The 17,348-nt window shown below is 56.5% G+C and carries 18 protein-coding genes; 11 read left to right on the top strand and 7 right to left on the bottom strand.

What is annotated here, in order from left to right; translation table 11 throughout:
* Positions 1-2 precede the first annotated feature (2 nt).
* From C8D99_RS06475 to C8D99_RS06450, 7 genes are all read left to right on the top strand, one after another.
* Positions 3-1,448 carry a class I SAM-dependent DNA methyltransferase gene (locus tag C8D99_RS06475; RefSeq protein ID WP_133957313.1) on the top strand — a complete coding sequence of 482 codons (1,446 nt, stop codon included), beginning with the start codon at positions 3-5 and terminating at the stop codon, positions 1,446-1,448.
* Positions 1,445-2,992, top strand: a complete 1,548-nt coding sequence (locus tag C8D99_RS06470) for a restriction endonuclease subunit S (RefSeq protein WP_133957312.1) — start codon at positions 1,445-1,447, stop codon at positions 2,990-2,992. The genes C8D99_RS06475 and C8D99_RS06470 overlap by 4 nt, the downstream gene beginning before the upstream one ends.
* Complete coding sequence (radC, locus tag C8D99_RS06465) at positions 2,989-3,648, top strand: RadC family protein (RefSeq protein WP_133957311.1); 660 nt, start codon at positions 2,989-2,991, stop codon at positions 3,646-3,648. Before C8D99_RS06470 ends, radC begins: the two co-directional genes overlap by 4 nt.
* Before the next feature lie 265 nt (positions 3,649-3,913).
* Entirely contained in the window at positions 3,914-4,378 is a 465-nt protein-coding gene (locus tag C8D99_RS06460) for a hypothetical protein (RefSeq protein ID WP_133957310.1), read from the top strand.
* Between the two features lie 65 nt (positions 4,379-4,443).
* On the top strand, positions 4,444-4,608 hold the full coding sequence (locus C8D99_RS15170) for a hypothetical protein (RefSeq protein WP_166670050.1): 165 nt from the start codon (positions 4,444-4,446) through the stop codon (positions 4,606-4,608).
* A gap of 117 nt (positions 4,609-4,725) precedes the next feature.
* Positions 4,726-6,030 (top strand): AAA family ATPase, encoded by a 1,305-nt coding sequence (locus C8D99_RS06455; protein WP_133957309.1) that lies wholly within the window; start codon positions 4,726-4,728, stop codon positions 6,028-6,030.
* Position 6,031: 1 nt separating this feature from the next.
* Entirely contained in the window at positions 6,032-6,511 is a 480-nt protein-coding gene (locus C8D99_RS06450; protein WP_133957308.1) for a hypothetical protein, read from the top strand.
* 185 nt (positions 6,512-6,696) lie between these two features.
* Here C8D99_RS06450 and C8D99_RS06445 read toward each other — a convergent pair whose 3' ends face one another.
* The gene (locus C8D99_RS06445) at positions 6,697-7,815 is read right to left on the bottom strand and encodes an arginine deiminase-related protein (RefSeq protein ID WP_166670049.1); all 1,119 of its coding nucleotides are present in this window, start codon (positions 7,813-7,815) and stop codon (positions 6,697-6,699) included.
* A gap of 473 nt (positions 7,816-8,288) precedes the next feature.
* On the opposite strand from C8D99_RS06445, the gene C8D99_RS06440 reads away from it, so the two are divergent.
* Positions 8,289-9,899, top strand: a complete 1,611-nt coding sequence (locus C8D99_RS06440; protein ID WP_133957306.1) for a peptide chain release factor 3 — start codon at positions 8,289-8,291, stop codon at positions 9,897-9,899.
* A gap of 18 nt (positions 9,900-9,917) precedes the next feature.
* Here C8D99_RS06440 and C8D99_RS06435 read toward each other — a convergent pair whose 3' ends face one another.
* From C8D99_RS06435 to C8D99_RS06420, 4 genes are read right to left on the bottom strand one after another with little or no spacing between them, the layout of a single operon-like run.
* The gene (locus C8D99_RS06435) at positions 9,918-10,436 is read right to left on the bottom strand and encodes a prolyl-tRNA synthetase associated domain-containing protein (RefSeq protein WP_133957305.1); all 519 of its coding nucleotides are present in this window, start codon (positions 10,434-10,436) and stop codon (positions 9,918-9,920) included.
* A gap of 38 nt (positions 10,437-10,474) precedes the next feature.
* Positions 10,475-10,672, bottom strand: a complete 198-nt coding sequence (locus tag C8D99_RS06430; protein ID WP_133957304.1) for a YwbE family protein — start codon at positions 10,670-10,672, stop codon at positions 10,475-10,477.
* Between the two features lie 12 nt (positions 10,673-10,684).
* Positions 10,685-12,046: an ATP-binding protein gene (locus C8D99_RS06425; RefSeq protein WP_133957303.1), complete on the bottom strand. Its 1,362-nt coding sequence runs from the start codon at positions 12,044-12,046 to the stop codon at positions 10,685-10,687.
* Positions 12,028-12,726 carry a response regulator transcription factor gene (locus tag C8D99_RS06420; RefSeq protein ID WP_133957302.1) on the bottom strand — a complete coding sequence of 233 codons (699 nt, stop codon included), beginning with the start codon at positions 12,724-12,726 and terminating at the stop codon, positions 12,028-12,030. The genes C8D99_RS06425 and C8D99_RS06420 overlap by 19 nt, the downstream gene beginning before the upstream one ends.
* A 234-nt stretch (positions 12,727-12,960) precedes the next feature.
* On the opposite strand from C8D99_RS06420, the gene C8D99_RS06415 reads away from it, so the two are divergent.
* The 3 genes from C8D99_RS06415 to C8D99_RS06405 all read left to right on the top strand — a co-directional run bounded on the left by C8D99_RS06415 (position 12,961) and on the right by C8D99_RS06405 (position 14,548).
* Positions 12,961-13,764 carry a Spy/CpxP family protein refolding chaperone gene (locus C8D99_RS06415; RefSeq protein ID WP_133957301.1) on the top strand — a complete coding sequence of 268 codons (804 nt, stop codon included), beginning with the start codon at positions 12,961-12,963 and terminating at the stop codon, positions 13,762-13,764.
* Between the two features lie 144 nt (positions 13,765-13,908).
* The gene (locus C8D99_RS06410) at positions 13,909-14,133 is read left to right on the top strand and encodes a DUF6364 family protein (protein ID WP_133957300.1); all 225 of its coding nucleotides are present in this window, start codon (positions 13,909-13,911) and stop codon (positions 14,131-14,133) included.
* Complete coding sequence (locus C8D99_RS06405; RefSeq protein ID WP_208321107.1) at positions 14,126-14,548, top strand: PIN domain-containing protein; 423 nt, start codon at positions 14,126-14,128, stop codon at positions 14,546-14,548. Before C8D99_RS06410 ends, C8D99_RS06405 begins: the two co-directional genes overlap by 8 nt.
* A gap of 149 nt (positions 14,549-14,697) precedes the next feature.
* Here the strand turns inward: C8D99_RS06405 and C8D99_RS06400 are convergent, their stop codons facing one another.
* Positions 14,698-15,735, bottom strand: coding sequence for a zinc-dependent alcohol dehydrogenase (locus C8D99_RS06400; protein ID WP_133957298.1), 1,038 nt, complete (start codon positions 15,733-15,735; stop codon positions 14,698-14,700).
* A gap of 48 nt (positions 15,736-15,783) precedes the next feature.
* Positions 15,784-17,343 (bottom strand): tripartite tricarboxylate transporter permease, encoded by a 1,560-nt coding sequence (locus tag C8D99_RS06395; RefSeq protein WP_133957297.1) that lies wholly within the window; start codon positions 17,341-17,343, stop codon positions 15,784-15,786.
* Between the last annotated feature and the right edge of the window lie 5 nt (positions 17,344-17,348).

Below are 17,348 nucleotides of genomic sequence, written 5' to 3'. Positions count from 1 at the left end.
CCATGTCCGACGTCGTAAATAAACTCTGGGGCTTCTGCCACACTCTTCGCCATGACGGAATCGACTATGGCGACTATATCGAGCAGCTTACCTACCTGATGTTCCTCAAAATGGCCCATGAAAAGGACATCGACCTCTCCGGCATCCAGTACGAAGAGGACAGGAACACGGTCACCCTCGACTGCTCATGGACGACCTTCGTCAAAAAATCCGGAACCGGGCTGCTAGACGCCTTTGCCCGAATCCTGCGGGCCCTCGGCCGCCAGCCCGGCCTCCTTGGCGACATCTTCACCCAGGCCGTCCCCAGATTCACCAATCCGGTCAACCTGAAAAAGATCATCAACATGATCGACGAAGAGGACTGGTCCTCCATGGAGGTGGACGTCAAGGGCGCCGCCTTCGAAGGACTGCTTGAAAAATCCGCCGCCGAGGGAAAGAAGGGTGCGGGGCAGTATTTCACCCCCCGGGTGCTCATACAGACCATCGTTAGCGTCATGCGCCCCGACCCCAGGGCATCCAAAGAGTTCACCATCTGCGACCCCGCCTGCGGAACGGCCGGCTTCCTGATGGTTGCCTACGAATGGCTCATGAACGTCACCAGGGGAGCCCTGGACAGAAAAGACGTCCAGCGCATCAAAAAGGACACCTACTACGGCCAGGAACTCGTCCCCCGGCCCCGGAGACTGGCCCTGATGAATCTCTTCCTCCACGGGCTGGAGCCGTGCATCTACCTGGGCGACAGCATCTACGAACCCGACCGGGGCGAACGGTACGACTGCATCCTCACCAATCCCCCCTTCGGAACCAAAGGGGCCAACCAGGCCCCGGTGCGGGACGACTTCACCGTCAGCACCAGCAACAAGCAGCTCAACTTCATCCAGCACGTGGTCACCATACTCAAAAGGGGCGGACGGGCCGCCATGGTGCTGCCCGACAACGTCCTCTTCGCCGACGCCGCGGGCGACGTCATCAAGTACCTTATGGAAGACTGCGACGTCCACACCCTCCTGCGCCTCCCCAACGGCACCTTCACCCCCTACAGCCAGGGAGTGAAGGCCAACGTGATCTTCTTCCGGAAGGGCATGAAAACCGAACACACCTGGATCTACGACTGCCGGACCAACATCCCCGGCGTCACCAAAAAAGACCGGCCCCTCGTTCCCTCCATGTTCGAGGATTTTGAGAGATGCTACGGCGACGACCCCGACGGACAGAGCGAGCGGACAGACGGCGGCGAAGAAGGGCGCTTTCGGAAGTTCTCGTATTCCCAGATAAAGGAGAGAAACTTCAACCTCGACATCTCCTGGCTGAAAGACGAAAACCTCGAAGACCCCGACTCCCTCCCCGAACCCCAGCTCCTGGTCGCCGACGCCATCACCGAACTGGGCGCCTGCGTCGATGAACTGCAAGCGATCCTGGACGAGATAGAAGCGGAGAACGGGGAATGAGCGGGATGCTTCCGAAGGGGTGGATGGAGGTTTCTATAGGGGAAATAGCGTTTGTTTCTCTTGGTAAGACGCCATCTAAAAAGGACTACCTTTCAAATGGTTCGCTAAAAGTGATCAAATTTAGGGATGTCAATAATGGTGTTGTTGATTTTTTTAATGATAAGACCGGATTTGTGCGCGTTGACGAAGCTGTTGTCACGTCAATGACAGAATTGAAGATGTGGGATGTTCTAACGACATCGGCTGCTCATTCTGGAGAAAACATCGGGAAGAAAACGGCAATAGTAACAGAGCTCCCAGAAAAATTTGAGAGAGTTTTTTTTACAGGAGAACTGTTGAATGTGCGTATACCAAATCATTTTCTGGGATTTGAAATAGTTTCAAAGATGATTTATTACTTTCTTTCTTCGGAGGCAGGGTATAAAGGAATTCAAAAAGCGGTGGCTGGAGTTCATTTGACACAGGGGCGTGCCAAGGGTATTCTTTTTCCCCTGCCGCCCCTCAACGAGCAAAAACGCATCGTCGCCAAGGTGGACGCCATCATGCCCCGCATTGACTCCGCGAAAGAGCGCCTTGAGAAGATACCGGCCATACTCAAACGTTTCCGCCAGTCCGTCCTCACCGCCGCAGTCACCGGCAAACTCACCGAAAAATGGCGCGAAGACCACCCGGATATGGAGAGAGCGGATTTTGCACTGTCCATTGTCTCTAAAAAAGTTGCAGACTCCTATCTAAACGTATTTGAAGAAACTCAGACATATCCCTTGCCTGATACTTGGTTGTACGTTCCGCTAGAAAATCTGGGAGAAGTCAGAGGCGGTGGCACTCCATCTAAATCTCGAGCGGATTTTTGGAGTGGTGCAATACCATGGATAAGCCCCAAAGATATGAAGGTTTGTAAAATTAAAAACGGGAAAGATTTTATTTCTGAAACCGCACTTCATGAGTCCTCAGTAAAAATGATTCCAGCGGGAAGCATTCTTTTTGTGGTGCGCGGCATGATACTGGCTCATTCTTTCCCTGTGGCATTAACGATGAATGATGTAACGATCAATCAAGATATGAAAGGGCTTACACCGAATGAAAACGTAAATTGCGAGTATTTTTTATGTGTTTTCAAGTACATGAAAACGCAAGTGTTGTCTTATGTTAAAGAGGCAACACACGGCACCTTGCGTCTTGAAATGCCTGTGGTTCAGACGTTTGCTGTTCCCCTCCCGCCCCTCGACGAGCAAAAAGAAATCGTCCGGCAGGTGGACAAGCTCTTCGCCCTTGCCGACAAAGTGGAGGAACACTACCAGAAAGCCCGGGTTCAGGTGGACGCCCTTGTTCAATCCGTCCTCGCCAAAGCCTTCCGCGGCGAACTGGTTCCCGAGGATCCCGACGACGAACCGGCGGAAAAACTGCTTCAGCGCATACAGGAAGAAAAAGCAAAAATGGAAAACGAACTGAAAACCGTCTCCCGAAGCGCGCGGGGAACACGAAGAAACGGTACGAAAACCCAGCGCGCCGGGGCCGAAGAAAAGCAGGCAGGCGAGCCATGAAAAAAATAAAGGATATTCCCCAGTCCGAACGCCCCAGAGAAAAACTCCTCGAGCAGGGAGCGCACTGCCTTTCCGATCAGGAACTGCTCGCCGTCATCCTCGGCAGGGGCACCCAAAAAGACGACGTGCTGGCCCTGTCGAAGAAGATCATCAAGATCATCGACGAAAAGGGTTTGCTCTTCTCTCCCCACGACATCACCGCCGTCGACGGCATCGGCAGCGCAAAAGCCGCCTCAATCGCAGCGGCCTTCGAATTCGTTCGTCGAAGAATCAAGCCCGAAGGCCTGAAGATCAAGTTTCCTGCGGACGTGCTTCCCCTCATCCAACACTACGCCGACAGAAAACAGGAACACTTCCTCAGCGTCTCCATCAACGGCGCGAACGAGGTAATGAACGTCCGGGTCGTCAGCATCGGCCTGGTCAACAAAAGCCACGTCCATCCTCGGGAAGTTTTCGCCGACGTCATAGCAGAAAGAGCCTCCGCCATAATCGTCGCCCACAACCACCCCCACGGAGAAATCAAACCCAGCCCTGAAGACCGCCACATCACACACCAGCTCAAAGAAGCCGCAAAAATCCTGGGTCTCAGCTTCCTTGACCACATCATCTTCAACACAAAAGGCTATTACTCCTTCGCCGAAAGCGACGAGCTTTAGAAGAAAGCTCGCTGCCGGACAGGGGCAAGGATTGAACAAAAAAATCGTTGCCCTATTCGTAAAAAAACTTGCATAAAGAGATGCAATGTAGTAAAAAATAAGATAGTAACGTCTTTTTAGTTTTTTAATAATGGTCTTTGGCTTAAATACACTAATTTAGGAAGCGTTGAAAAGCCAGCCAGAGATCGTGATGATGCCTTAAAGCGAGTTTTCTTAATAATTTTCTGAGGTACCTCTTACTTGTTTTATTTGAAGGAGTGAAAAAATGGATTGGTTGCAAGCTCTTGGACCTTCTTTGCTAATCGTGATTGGGGGAATCATCTCTTGGTTCTTAAAATCTCGGATAGAAGAACTCCGCGCTATTGAGGAAAAATTGAGGGAAGAGCGAAGGAAGATTTACGGGCAGATATTAGACCCTTTTATTCGCCTATTATCCGATTTAAAGGGTCAAGGATCTTCAAATGCACTGAAGCAAATCAGCTCATATGAGTATAGAAAAACCGCTTTCGACCTTAACCTTTTCGGATCTGATGATGTGGTTCAAGCTTATAATAATTTGTGGAAATATACATACGAAGCTGAAAAAACAGATTGCAAAGACCCAAAAGAAATGATGAGCTTATTGGGGAATCTTCTCCTAGAAATTCGCAAAAGTCTTGGGAATAAGAATACAATGCTTACAGAAATTGATATGATTCGATGGATGATCAAAGATATTGACAATCTTTAAGTGTTGAATGTCAAGATATCGAATCTTTTGCCCTGCTGGTATTAAATGAAGAGGAGGCATTAAGAATGGGAACAGAAATCAAGACATGGCAAATCGTGGAAGGGAGGCTCTCAACATTGAGAACCAATCTCAAAACGAAGGAAGAACAGAACCCTATGATCTGGAACCCTGGATTGCCTCTCATCCAGATATTATCTGCGATGACATTGCTTTCATCGGACGCTAGGTAATGTCTAAGTCTGGGTTAATTAATTTGCTCGGCTCGATAGATTAAGAAACTTGGTAATTAGGAATCTTAGACGAGTTAAAAATATTTCTCAATTAACTTTTTATTTAAGGGAGAGCAAATGAACAGTGTCTATTTGAATAATTTTCGTGGTTTTAATAAAACGCTGATCCCGATTCTTCCTGTAAATTTCCTTGTTGGAGAAAATAGCACAGGTAAATCATCCTTACTGGCACTTGTTGAATTACTCTCTACACAGGATTTTTGGTTTTCTATGGATTTCAATGTCGGAAACTATGAATTTGGGGGATATAAAGATATCGTAAGTGTTCTTGCTAAAGATCAAAAGGAATTTCAAATTGGTGTCTGTAAAGAGGCTAGCAAAGATAGAACTTCTCACTATTACTTGATGCATTACCGTGAGGCAAAAAACGGATTACCTGAAATGTCGTGCTTTAGTCAGATGTCGAATAAATACGTTGCAACGATGCGACTGTCAAAAAAACAAATTTACGTTTATTTTTCAACGGAAATTCCTGAGTGTGTTAAGGCAAAAAAAAAGGATGAATGTTTTGCCTTTTTACATGATGCGGGCACTGGTTTGACTCCTGGATATAAGGTTCTTAGTGGCAATGAAGCTCAATTTTTACGCCGATCCCCAATAGTTAGTTTCCCGTTTATTTTGAGAGATTTTTTTGATCGTAAAGAGGAATTGGGCATGCTAAGGATGCTTCCACCTCCGAAGCTTGGTGAAGCGTTTGGGAGTATGGCACCGATACGAACAACTCCAAAAAGAACTTATGACGGATACACTCAAAGATTTAGCCCAGAGGGGGAGCACACACCATATGTGATTAGGAAAGAGCTTCCGAAAGGTAGTAAAAAAAGTAATCCCTTTAAGAATGCACTGGAGGACTTTGGTGAAAATAGTGGACTATTTAAATCTGTTGGCGTTACCCAGTTTGGAAAGGACTCTTCGTCACCCTTTGAACTAACAGTCAAATTAGGCACGAAAGACCTCAGGGTAAATAGTGTTGGTTATGGTGTCTCCCAGGTTCTTCCAGTTGTAGTTGAATTGCTGGTCCACGGAAAGAACTCATGTCTCGCTATTCAGCAACCAGAAGTTCACCTGCATCCAAGAGCACAAGCTGCGCTAGGCGATGTACTCTTTCACGCAGCGGTTGAAGAATCACAAACACTACTTGTTGAAACGCATAGTGACTATCTTATTGACCGATTCAGGTTAAACATGCGAGACCGAGAGAATCTTAAGGATTTTACACAAGTTCTCTTCTTTGAGCGAAACCAAAATGGAAACTGTGTTATTCCGATGGTGATTGAGCCGAATGGAGAATATCCTGAAGAGCAGCCGCTTGGTTTTCGAAATTTCTTTTTGGCCGAGCAGAAACGTATTTTGGGAGTCTAAGATGTGTTTTGTGCTGGATACCAACTCGTTCCATTTATTGTTTAACCCAAAGAGTTCAAATCATGAAGATTTTAAACCACTTTTAAAGTGGTTGTATAATCATGACGGAACATGTTTGGTTATTGGTGGAACACGCTATCGGTTTGAAATAAGAAATATGACTAAGTACCTGGAAAATCTTGTTGAACTTAAACGAGTGCGCAAGTTGCGTGAAATTAGCGATGATGTTGTTGATGCAGAAGAAACACGATTAAAGGGAATCGTCTGCTGCAATGATTTTGACGACGCGCATATTGTTGCTTTGTTTTGTGCTTCAGGTTGCCTTATCTTCGCGTCACAGGATAGAAGAGCTGATCACTTTATAAAAATGAAGGCTCTATACCCAAAAAAACACAGACCACCAAGAATTTATAGAAATGCGAGTCACGTTGCATTGTTATGTGAAGAAAACATAGCAAACTTAACAAACGTTATACATTAGGCTGCTTGAAAAAGAAAAACTTTTTTCACGGTGCTCTGTCGCAGGTGTCAAGGGACACCCACTTTCCCGCAATAGGTCACCGTTTCCCGAAGATTCCTGAGGGTGCTCCGGTGCGAGGGCAGGAAATCCCGCAGGAGCTGCAGAATACGTCCTCCCCGCTTGACCGCAGGCGTCCTTGAAGAGTCTCAGGGGTTCGTCGTCCTGACCTCCCGCTTCAGTGGCTGGGTCGCGCAGCGCAGCGATCCGCCCTGGCCGTTGTGGGTTCCGAAAAACACGCGGTGGACTGTGATGCCCCGTTTTTCGAGCTCGGTCTGGATGCAGCGGTTGTCGTTGTGCAGGTTATAGGACAGGACGTAGTGTTGGGAATTGACGGGAAGGCCGTTGACGGCCAGCCGCTTGACATCATCCAGACTGACCCTGATCAGGTCCCAGTCTTTGATCTCTTCGGGCAGACCGTCGAGGAAGGCTTCTTCGCAGATGACGGCGAGCCCGTCGCGGGGTACGGAGAGCACGCAGTCCAGGTGCAGCACGCTTTCCACAAGCCGGACGCGTTTCACCGTATAGTTCTCGCCCAGGATGTTTTTGAGCCAGTTGTAGCCGGCCTCGTTGGACCCCACGCTGGGGTTTTCCGTATTGCCGACCAAAACGGTTCTGCCCAGCACGATGACGTCGCCGCCCTCCAGAAGGGGCGCGTCGGCGCGGGCGGGTTCGAGAAGCTCGGTGTGGGGCATGGAGAACCACCTGACTGCCGGGTCGGAACATTTTTCGGTCAGGATATCCCGGAATCCGGAGATGTCCACCTTGCGGATCGGCGTCCGCAGATTGAATTCGATGACGTTGCTGCCGATGACGGCCATGTTGTCCCGGGGGAAGTCCTGGCTGAAGCCGTTGAGCAGTACATCCGCGCCGTAGTGTTTCTTGATGAAATCGACGGTGATCTCCGCGGGACGGTAGACTGTGACGCCCAGGGACTGCAGGATTGCGATGAAGGCCTGGTTTTCCTCTTCCAGCATCTGCGTTTCGCTTTTCCCCGTGTCGGGGTTGATCATCTCCGTCCAGAGCATCCCCGCAGTCTTCCGGGCGTATTCCGCTTCATCATCCGGCAGCACTTTCAGCGCGTCGGCGAACCATTTCGCTTCCAGCGACGGCGACATGCCGTAGGGCAGGCCGACGATCACCTCTTTCAGATCGCCGTATTCGTAATCGACGGAAACGGAAGGTTCCGCTGCGTCTGCAGGCCGGGCGGAAAGTAAGAACGCTCCGAAGGCCAGGAGTGCACATGCAACAACGATCACTGTTTTCATGGTATCTCTCCTCGCTGGTGGGAAAATGGCATTCATCATCCTTTGTCTATTCCTGCCTGTTCGCCTCCGGGCTCCGGCGGCTGAAGGAACACCGGATGTCGATCACAGCTTTTGAAATTATACACCGCAGAGAACCGGTCGTGGGCTGTTGCAGGCTGGCTGCCGGTGATCGTCTTGATCAATGTTCGTCCAAAATCCGCAGGCAGCGGGGAGCGTCACCGGTGCTCGCTTGGGCCGCCGGTGCAGATTGTCGTCCATGACAACTGCACCTGAAACCGACATCCTTGTCGGTTTCTCGGCCCGGGCGCTGTGCCCGGCGACACTCCCTCTGCCTGAAAAAACTGCTGATTTGGGTAAACCACCCCCTTTTGAAATTCCGTCCCGATAGCGTAAAATAATACCTTCAAAACGGCCGGGGGCGACCTCCGGTCCTGTTGTGCCGTTTCCTCGGCAAGAAGGAGCAATGGAGAATCATGGCAGCACACAGCGACGTTCCACACCAAAAATCATCTCTCCGGAAGGAGATCGAACGGCGGCGGACCTTCGCCATCATCAGCCACCCCGACGCGGGAAAGACCACACTGACGGAGAAGCTGCTTCTCTTCGGAGGGGCCATCAACCTTGCCGGTGCGGTGAAGGCCCGGAAGGCAAGCCGCCACGCCACCAGCGACTGGATGAGCATCGAGCAGGAGCGGGGTATTTCCGTCACCAGTTCGGTGATGAAGTTCGAGTACCGGGATTACGAGATCAACCTGCTGGACACGCCGGGGCACGAGGATTTCTCGGAGGACACCTACCGGGTTCTGACCGCCGTGGACAGCGTGATCATGGTGATCGACAGCGTGAAGGGCGTGGAGACCCAGACCCGGAAGCTCATGGAGGTGTGCCGGATGCGGAACACCCCCATCATCACCTTCATCAACAAGCTGGACCGTGAGGGAATGGCCCCCCTGGACATCCTGGGCGACATCGAGGAGAAGCTCCAGGTGGAGTGCGCCCCCCTGTCGTGGCCCATCGGCATGGGGAAGCTCTTCCGGGGCACCTACAACCTCTACCGGAAGGAGCTGAACCTCTTCACCCCGGGAAGCGACCGGGTGGAGGACGTGCGGACCATCCGGGACGTGAACGATCCCGCGCTGGACAAGGCGCTCGGCCGGCAGGCGGAGGAGCTTCGGGACGACCTGGCCCTGCTGGAGGGGGCGGCGAACCCCTTTGAGCTGGAGCATTACCTGAGGGCGAACCAGACGCCGGTCTTTTTCGGCAGCGCGGTGAACAACTTCGGCGTGAGGGAGCTGCTGGACGCCTTCGTGGAGATCGCCCCGGCGCCCCGGCCCCGGGAGGCGGTGAGCCGCACGGTGGCCCCGGAGGAGGAAGCCTTTTCGGGATTCGTCTTCAAGATCCAGGCCAACATGGACCCGTCCCACCGGGACAGGCTGGCCTTTCTGCGGGTCTGTTCGGGGAAGTTCGAGCGGGGGATGAAGATGCGGCACCACCGCATCGGCAAGGACGTGACGGCGGCGAATCCCGTGATCTTCATGGCCCAGGAGCGGGCCCTGGCAGAGGAAGCCTGGCCGGGGGACATCGTGGGCCTGTACAACCACGGCACCATCAAGATCGGCGATACCTTCAGCGAGAAGGAGCCCCTGAAGTTCACCGGCATCCCGAGCTTCGCCCCGGAGCACTTCCGGCGGGTGCGGCTCCAGACGCCCCTGAAGGCGAAGCAGCTCCAGAAGGGGCTGCTGCAGCTTACGGAGGAAGGGGCGGTGCAGCTTTTCCGGCCCCTGGCGAGGAACGACTACATTCTCGGGGCGGTGGGGGTGCTGCAGTTCGACGTGACCATCGCCCGCCTGAAGGCCGAATACGGCGTGGATGCCGATTACGAGCCGGTGAATTTCGGGCTGGCCCGGTGGGTGACCTGCGACGACCCGAAGCGGCTGGCAGAGTTCCAGAAAGTCAACCAAAACCAGCTCGCCCTCGACGGGGAGGGCAACCTGGCCTTCCTCGCCGAAGGGGAGTGGCTGCTGAAGTACGTGGGGGAGAAGTGGCCGGAGATCGTCTTCCACACCACCAGGGAGTTGCGCTGAGTTCCCCGGCCGGTCGGGCTACCCCCTGACGGTGATGTGCCGGACGGGGTTGCCCTGTCCGGTGACGAACGTGAGGATGTCGTCGTAGGAGAGGATCAGGGTGGCCGTGTTGTCGTTGGGGTGCACGCCGAGGTGCTCTTTTCCCTTGAGATCCTGATCGAAGACCACGGTCACTTCATGGTTCGCGTCGTTGAGGACGCCGAGGGGGGTGACCTCTCCCTGGGCGAGGCCGAGGTACCGTTTCAGCCGGTCGGCGGAGGCGAAGCTGAGGTGCTTTGTGCCGAGCTGCTCCGCCAGGCTGTCCAGGTCGGCCCGCTTGTCCTTGTGCACCACCACGAGCCAGTGGGAGGGCTTTTTCTTCTGGTCCCGGACGAAGAGGTTCTTGCAGACGGTCACCTTTTCGTCGAAGCCGATGCGGTCCATGTCCTCCACCGTATAGGCCGCATCGTGCTCTATCATCTCGTAGGAAATGCCCATCTTGCCGAGCTGTTCGAGGACGGCCCTTCTGGATTCCGCCTTTTCTTCCGCGCTTCTCATGGCAGCACACTCCTTGCGCTTGTATTTTGACGGCAGCGTTATTCTTCCGGTATTTCCCGCACCCGTCCCACTTCGCCGCCCACGAGGCGGACCTTGATGCCCCGGGGGTGGTGGGGGCTTTTGGTCAGCAGGCTTTCCACGATGCCTTCGGTGAGCTTCCCCGTTCCCTGGTCTTCCTTTTTCACGACCTTCACTTTCATTCCCGGGGCGATGTCCGCCCGTGTCCTTCCCGGCATGATGTCTCCTCCTCAGTCTTTTTCCGGCCGGTCTTCCGGCAGCAGTATTTCCACGGCAAGTCCGCCTTCGGGCCTGTTCCGGGCGGTGACGGTCCCTCCGTGGAGGGCCGCCGCCCGTCCCGCGATGGCGAGGCCGAGACCGCAGCCTTCGTCGGGGAGGGTCCGTTCCCGGGCCTGCTCCACCCTGTGGAAGGGGGTGAAGATGTGCTCCAGTTCCTCATCGGGCACTCCCGGTCCCCTGTCCTCCACGAGAATGCGTACCTTGCCGTCCTGCAGCGCGAGCGATACGTCCACCGTTTCTCCCTCGGGGGAGTAGCGGAGTGCGTTGCGGACCAGGTTTTCCACGGCGCTCCGGAGCAGGGCGGGGTCGCCGGAGTAGGATACTCCGGGAAGGATGTCCGCGGACACTCCCCTGCCGTGGGGGGCTCCCTCGAATTCTCCGTCCTCGGCGATCTCTCCCAGAAGGGCCGAAAGGTCCATGGTCTGCCGGTTTTCGGGCCTGTCCAGGGCGTCGAGCCTCGAGAGCTGAAGCAGGGAGCCGATGAGGGTGTTCATCCGCGCCAGCTCGTTTTCCATTCTCTCATATTCTCCGGACGCTTCCTCGGGAATGTGTCTCCGTGCAAGCTCCAGGGCCACGCCGAGACGGGTGAGGGGAGAGCGCAGCTCGTGGGATACGTCGGCAAGCAGTCTCCGCTGCCCCTTCAGCAGTTCTTCGATCCTGGCGGCCATAGCGTTGAAGTCCCGGGCCAGGGCGCCGATGTCGTCCTTTCGTCGGGCTGCCCGCTCTTCCCGGGCGTCCAGGGCTCCGGCGGCGAATTTCCTCATGGTTTTTCCCAGTCCCTTGAGGGGCCGGGTGAGCCTGACCGCCAGGATCCACGATAAAAAGGCGGCGGCCAGGACGGCGGTGAAGAGGCGGTAGAAGGTCGCGGCTGAGGTTCTTTCCCTGAAGAGGTTCGGCAGGGCTCCGGCGAATATGTATCCGGGCCGCGACTCCAGGGGAACGGCGAAGAGAGGCCGCCCCCGCTCGAAGCTGCCCGCCGGTCCGTTCTTCTTCCGTGCCTCGGCAAGGATGGCGCGGATGTAGTCCGGGACGGGCTGGCCGAACATTTCCTTTCCGTTTTCATCGAAGAGAAAACCGGTGATGCGGATGGTGCGCTGCAGGCCGGTTACGTAGTCCAGGGCCGCCCCGCTGCCGCTCCGGTCGAGTATCGAGACGGCCTTTTCGCCGTAGAGGGCGGCGATCTCCCGCAGGGTTTCCCCCCGGTTCCGGAACTGCTCCTCCTCGGCAAGCTTGCCTATCATGTGGCTGGCAACGACCGCCACGGCGGCGGTGAGCCAGAACCACCAGAAGAGCTTCAGTGTGTAGCTTCGCATGCCAGGAGGTATCCTTCGCTCCTGAGAGTCCTGATCCGGGGCGATCCGTCAGGGCAGGGGCCGAGTTTTTTCCGAAGGTTGCTCATGTGGACGTCCAGGCTCCGCTCGAAGGGGGAGAGGGGACGGTCCAGGGCGGCCCGGGAGAGGGCGTCCCGGGACACCACCTTCCCCGGCGTGCGGAGAAGGGCTTCCAGGAGCTTGAATTCCACCGTGGTGAGGTCGATGTCCGCTCCTCCCGCGCGGATTGTCCGCCGGGCGGGGTCCAGTTCGATGTCCCCGGAGACAAGCCGCTCCTGGGCGTTGGGGGCAGCGGGGGAGTCTTTCCGGCGGAGGATGGCCCGTATGCGGGCCAGGAGCTCCCGGGGATTGAAGGGCTTGGGCAGGTAGTCGTCCGCCCCCAGTTCGAGGCCCACGATCCTGTCCACTTCGTCCCCCTTGGCGGTGAGCATGAGGACGGGAACCCCGGAATAGGCCCGCAGCTCCCGGAGGACGTCGAAGCCGTTCTTTCCGGGGAGCATCACGTCGAGCAGAATGAGGTCCAGGGACGGGAAGTTCAGGGCGGCCGCCAGTCCCGTGTTGCCGTCGTGGGCGGTGAGGATTTCGAATCCCTCGGGCTTCAGGTAGTCCGTCAGCAGGTCGCAGAGCTCCCTGTCGTCATCGAGCAGAAGAAGGGTATGCACGGCCTTGGCCTCCTCTCGTTCATGAATCGGCCGGGACGACCATCTTTCCGGCGCTGAAGCCATTATACGACAGCCGGGAGCGGCGGGAGGTAAAGGTTGGTTAAGGAGAGGGGGAAGACGTTTACTTTTCTTGATGTTCCTGCGGATTGGCTGAAGGGCACGTTCATGCTCTCCGGTGTATGATCCTGCCGCACCGGGGAGCACCCCGGCATCTTGCAGAGGGAGGTTGAACACATGACAAAACGATCGATATTTTCCGGAGCGCTGCTTGGGGCGGCAGTCCTGGTTCTTCTCGGAGGAGCGTTTGCATGGGGAGCTCCGGGACGGTGGAGGAGCGGCGGAGAGCCGACCTTCAGGGCCGAAATGTTCCGGGCCGTCAATCCTCTGGATTTCACTGAGGAGCAGTGGACAAAGGCGGACGGCATACTGGGGAAGCTGCGGGAGCAGAAGTGGACCGCGGCCAGGGTTCTGTTCGGCCTTCGGGGGGAAGTCCGGTCGCTGTTTTCCGGTACTGAGCCCTTTGACGGAAAGAAAGCCGGTGAGGTCCTCGCGAGTGCACGGCCTGAACTGGTGAAAATGGCGGAGGGAGCCCTCCGGGCCGCTTCGGACCTGTACGGAATGCTGGACGAGAAACAGCGCGCCAAGGCGGAAAATGTCCTTTCCCTCCTGGAAAAGCGGGCGGAGCAGCGGATTGCCGATTTTCCCGGAAAAAGGCACGATTTCCGGCATGGCTTCCTGGACCTGACGGAAGAGCAGCGGGAGAAGGCCGGGAAACTCTTCACAGATTCGGCACCCGCCATGCAGGAGCGGATGGGCAGGCTGCTTGCCGTGCTGAAGGAAGGCCGGGCCGCCCTCCGGGACGGGACGATGAATGACGAGATGATCGGGAAGACCGCCGAAAAGGCCGTGGATATTCTCTCTGAAGGAGCCCTCGCCATGGCGGGAACGTTCGGGGAATTTCGCGGGATGCTGACCCCCGAGCAGCTCGAGAAGGTAAACAGGATGTGGGGCAGGCACGGCCGGCACCCGAGGAAATAACGGACGGCATCAGAGCATAAGACAGAAAGCGCGGGCCGGGGATCCATCTCCCCGGCCCGCTTCGCTTGTTGCCTGGGGTTTCGTTCTCAAAATCTTGACAACAGATACGTGCGCACGTATTATGTGCAACAAGGGGGTGGAAATATGCGGAACATAACCCTTTCGATTGACAAGGAAATTCTCAAACGCGGAAGAGAGTACGCGAAGCGGCACAATATCTCCTTCAACTCCCTCGTCCGGCGCCTAGTCGAGCAGACGGTCACGGCGGACTCCTCCCAATGGCTGGAGGACACCTTCTCCCTCATGGACAGGGCGGGTGCTTCCTCCGGCGGCGAAACATGGACAAGGGACGAACTGCACCGTGTCTAGGACCAAGATATTTCTGGACACGAATATTCTGGTGTACACTCTGGACGGCCATGACAGCGAGAAACAGGCCAGGGCCAGGGCCATAGTGAGAGGCGTGGTGGAAGACCAGATCCCCGTCATCTCCACCCAGGTGATGCAGGAGTTCTACAGCGCCTCCACGACGAAGCTGAAGGTTGACGCCATGATCGCGAAGAATATCGTGCACAACCTCGGCAATATGGAAGTGGTTCCCGTTGACCTGACCACCATCGAACAGGGAATCGACATCAGCGTTCTCTTCCGGCTGTCGTTCTGGGACGGTCTGATAATCGCGGCGGCGGAGCAGGCACGGTGCGCCATGGTTTTTTCTGAAGATCTGAACGACGGGCAGACAGTCCGGGGAGTCAGGATCGTCAATCCTTTCCTTCATACCTGAGTTTTCCGTCTTTCCCGGCGAAGGTTCGCTTTTTAGGAATGCACGCCGGGGAATGAGATTCTTATGGATGTTCGAAAAAGGAGACTTAAAGAGGAAACGGGCCGGGGGTCGTCTCCCCGGCCCGCGTTGTCGTTGCGTTTCCTTTGCTGTTAGGGCTTCAGGACGACCTTGAGGCCATCCCTGCTTTCGATGAGCTCGAAGCCCTCGTGCCATTCCTCGAGGGGAAGCTCGTGGGTGATGAGGGCGTCCAGGGGCATCTGTCCCTGGCCCATCATGACGAGAACCTTTTCCCAGATGTCCCAGGTGTGGCTGAAGGAGCCCTGGAGGGTGACGCCCTTGGAGAGCAGGGGGTCGAGGCTCATGTCCACCGGCTTGGGCCCCCAGGCGACCTTGTTGATGACGCCGCCGGGCATGACGACGTCCATGGAAATCTTGAGGGTGGCGGTGGGGCCTGCGGCGTCCACCACGGAGTCGAAGCCGTAGCCTTCGTTGAACTTGGCCGCCACTGTCTTGGGATCCGCCGATCCGCCCAGGACGTAGGTTTCCGTGGCGCCGTAGCTCCGGGCGATTTCAAGGCGCTTTTCGTCCCCGGGGGCGCCGAAGACGACGATGTGGCTGGCTCCTGCCATTTTGGCCATGTGCACGCACAGGATGCCGATGGGGCCGGGGCCGAGGACGGCCACGGAGTCTCCGGCCTTGACGCCCATCTTGGCGATGACCACGTTGTAGGCCACGCAGACGGGCTCGGTGCAGGAGGCGTCCTTGAGGGTGACTGAATCGGGAACGGCGTGGAGAATCCTCTCGGGGACGCAGACGTATTCGGCGAAAGCCCCGTCGACACCGAAGCCGTATCCCTTGCGTTCCCTGCAGAAGCGGTAGTTGTTGGTCTTGCAGAGGACGCACTTCCCGCAGAAGCGGGCATGGGTTTCGGCGGTGACCCTGTCGCCGGGCTTCCAGTTTTTCACTTCCGAACCGACTTTTTCGACGGTCCCCGAAAATTCGTGCCCGAGGATGATGGGCACCGCCATGGGGTATGAAACCTGGTTGTGGAACATGTGGGGGTCGCTTCCGCAGATGCCTATGTAGGCCACCTTCACCAGGACATCGGCTGGCCCGATCTCCGGTACGGGGACGTCCCGCACTTCCGTGTTGCCGTCTTCCCTGAGATATTTCACTACTGCGCGCATAATGTGTCTCTCCTCCTCATGAACCGGGGTGTTCTCCGGCGCGGTCGTTCATTCCGACTCGGCGGCCGCTGCCGCGGCGTCTTCCGCCGCGTCCGCTATCGCCTTTTCCGCGTAGTACTGTTTCGTTCTCTTGATGCCGGTCCAGATAAGCCACGCGACGCAGGCCAGCAGGATGAGCCCGATGGGCCGCTCGAGCAGGGGCAGAATGGCGCCCCGGCTTTGCTGCAGGGCCCGCCGGAAGCTGGTATCGGCCAGGGGGCCGAGGATGAGCCCGAGGACCAGGGGCGCGAGGGGGTAGTCCATCTGGCGCAGCGCATAGCCGAGCACGCCGAAGGCAAGCATGAGGTAGACGTCGAAGATGCGGACTCCGCCGGCATAGGCGCCGATCACCGTCAGGGGAATGACGATGGGCAGAAGGATTTCCCGCTTGATCTTGAGCACTGCCACCATTGGCTTGGCGAGAGTAAGCCCCCAGAAGAGCATGGCGAAGGACCCGAGGATGAGCATTGCCGCCACGAGGGGCAGGAAGCCGGGGTTTTCGAAGTTGAGCATGGGGCCCGGACGGACGCCGTGAAGCCAGACTGCGGCCAGGAACATGGCCGACGGGGGGCTGCCGGGAACGGCGAGGGTGAGCAGGGGGATCATGGCGCCGCCGATGACGGCGTTGTTTGCCACCTCCGAGCAGACGAGGCCTTCATAGCTGCCGGTGCCGAAGAGATGCCCCTTCCTGGAGCGCCGTTTGCCCACGTCATAGGAGAGCCAGCTGCCGATGTCCTCCCCGGCTCCGGGGATTGCGCCGATGATCACGCCGATGATTCCCGAACGGACCGCCGAGGGGATGAGGGGGACGAACTCCTTCATGGGGGGGATGACCTTTCCGACTTTCCCTTCAATTTTGTAGGCCACTTCCTCCTGGAGCACGGCGAGGAACTCCGAGACACCGAAGACGCCGATGAGCGCGGGAATGAGGGGGATGCCTCCCTTGAGCTGGAGGAAGTCGAAGGTGAGCCTGGGATAGGCGAAGATCTGCTCCATGCCCACCATGGCGGCGGCAAAGCCGAGGAAGCCGACGATCCACCCCTTGAGGGGGTCTTTTCCGGCTGAGAGGGTGCCGCAGATCATGATGCCGAAGAGGGCAAGCAGGAACATCTCCCAGTGGCCGAACTTCAGGGCGATTTTGTAGATGAGGGGCGAGAGGAAGATCATGACCAGGATGCTGAAGATGGTTCCAACGAAGGAGGCGATGAGCCCCGTGCCTATGGCGAGGCCGCCCTTGCCCTGCTTCGCCAGGGGGAAGCCGTCGAGGCAGGTGGCCGCCGCGGAGGGGGTGCCGGGGATGTTGATCATGATGGCCGCGTTGAGGCCTCCGGAGACGGCGCCGATGTATACGGCGAGAAGAAAGGCCACGGCGTTCTCCAGGGGCATGCCGTAGGAGAGGTTGATGAGAAGGGCCAGGGCCATGGTGGCAGTGAGGCCCGGTATAGCTCCTACCAGGAGGCCGAGAAGGCTACCTCCGAAAATCAGGCCGAGAATGGTGGGGTTGAGGGCTCCCACGAGGGAGGTTCCCACCTGTACCGTTTCATCCGCGAGAAGATGCAGTATTTCCATGATCT

The organism is Aminivibrio pyruvatiphilus (genome assembly GCF_004366815.1).
In the GTDB taxonomy this organism is placed as follows: domain Bacteria; phylum Synergistota; class Synergistia; order Synergistales; family Aminobacteriaceae; genus Aminivibrio; species Aminivibrio pyruvatiphilus.
Note: the sequence above shows the minus strand (reverse complement) of the source record. Positions and strands in the feature narration are given on the sequence as shown.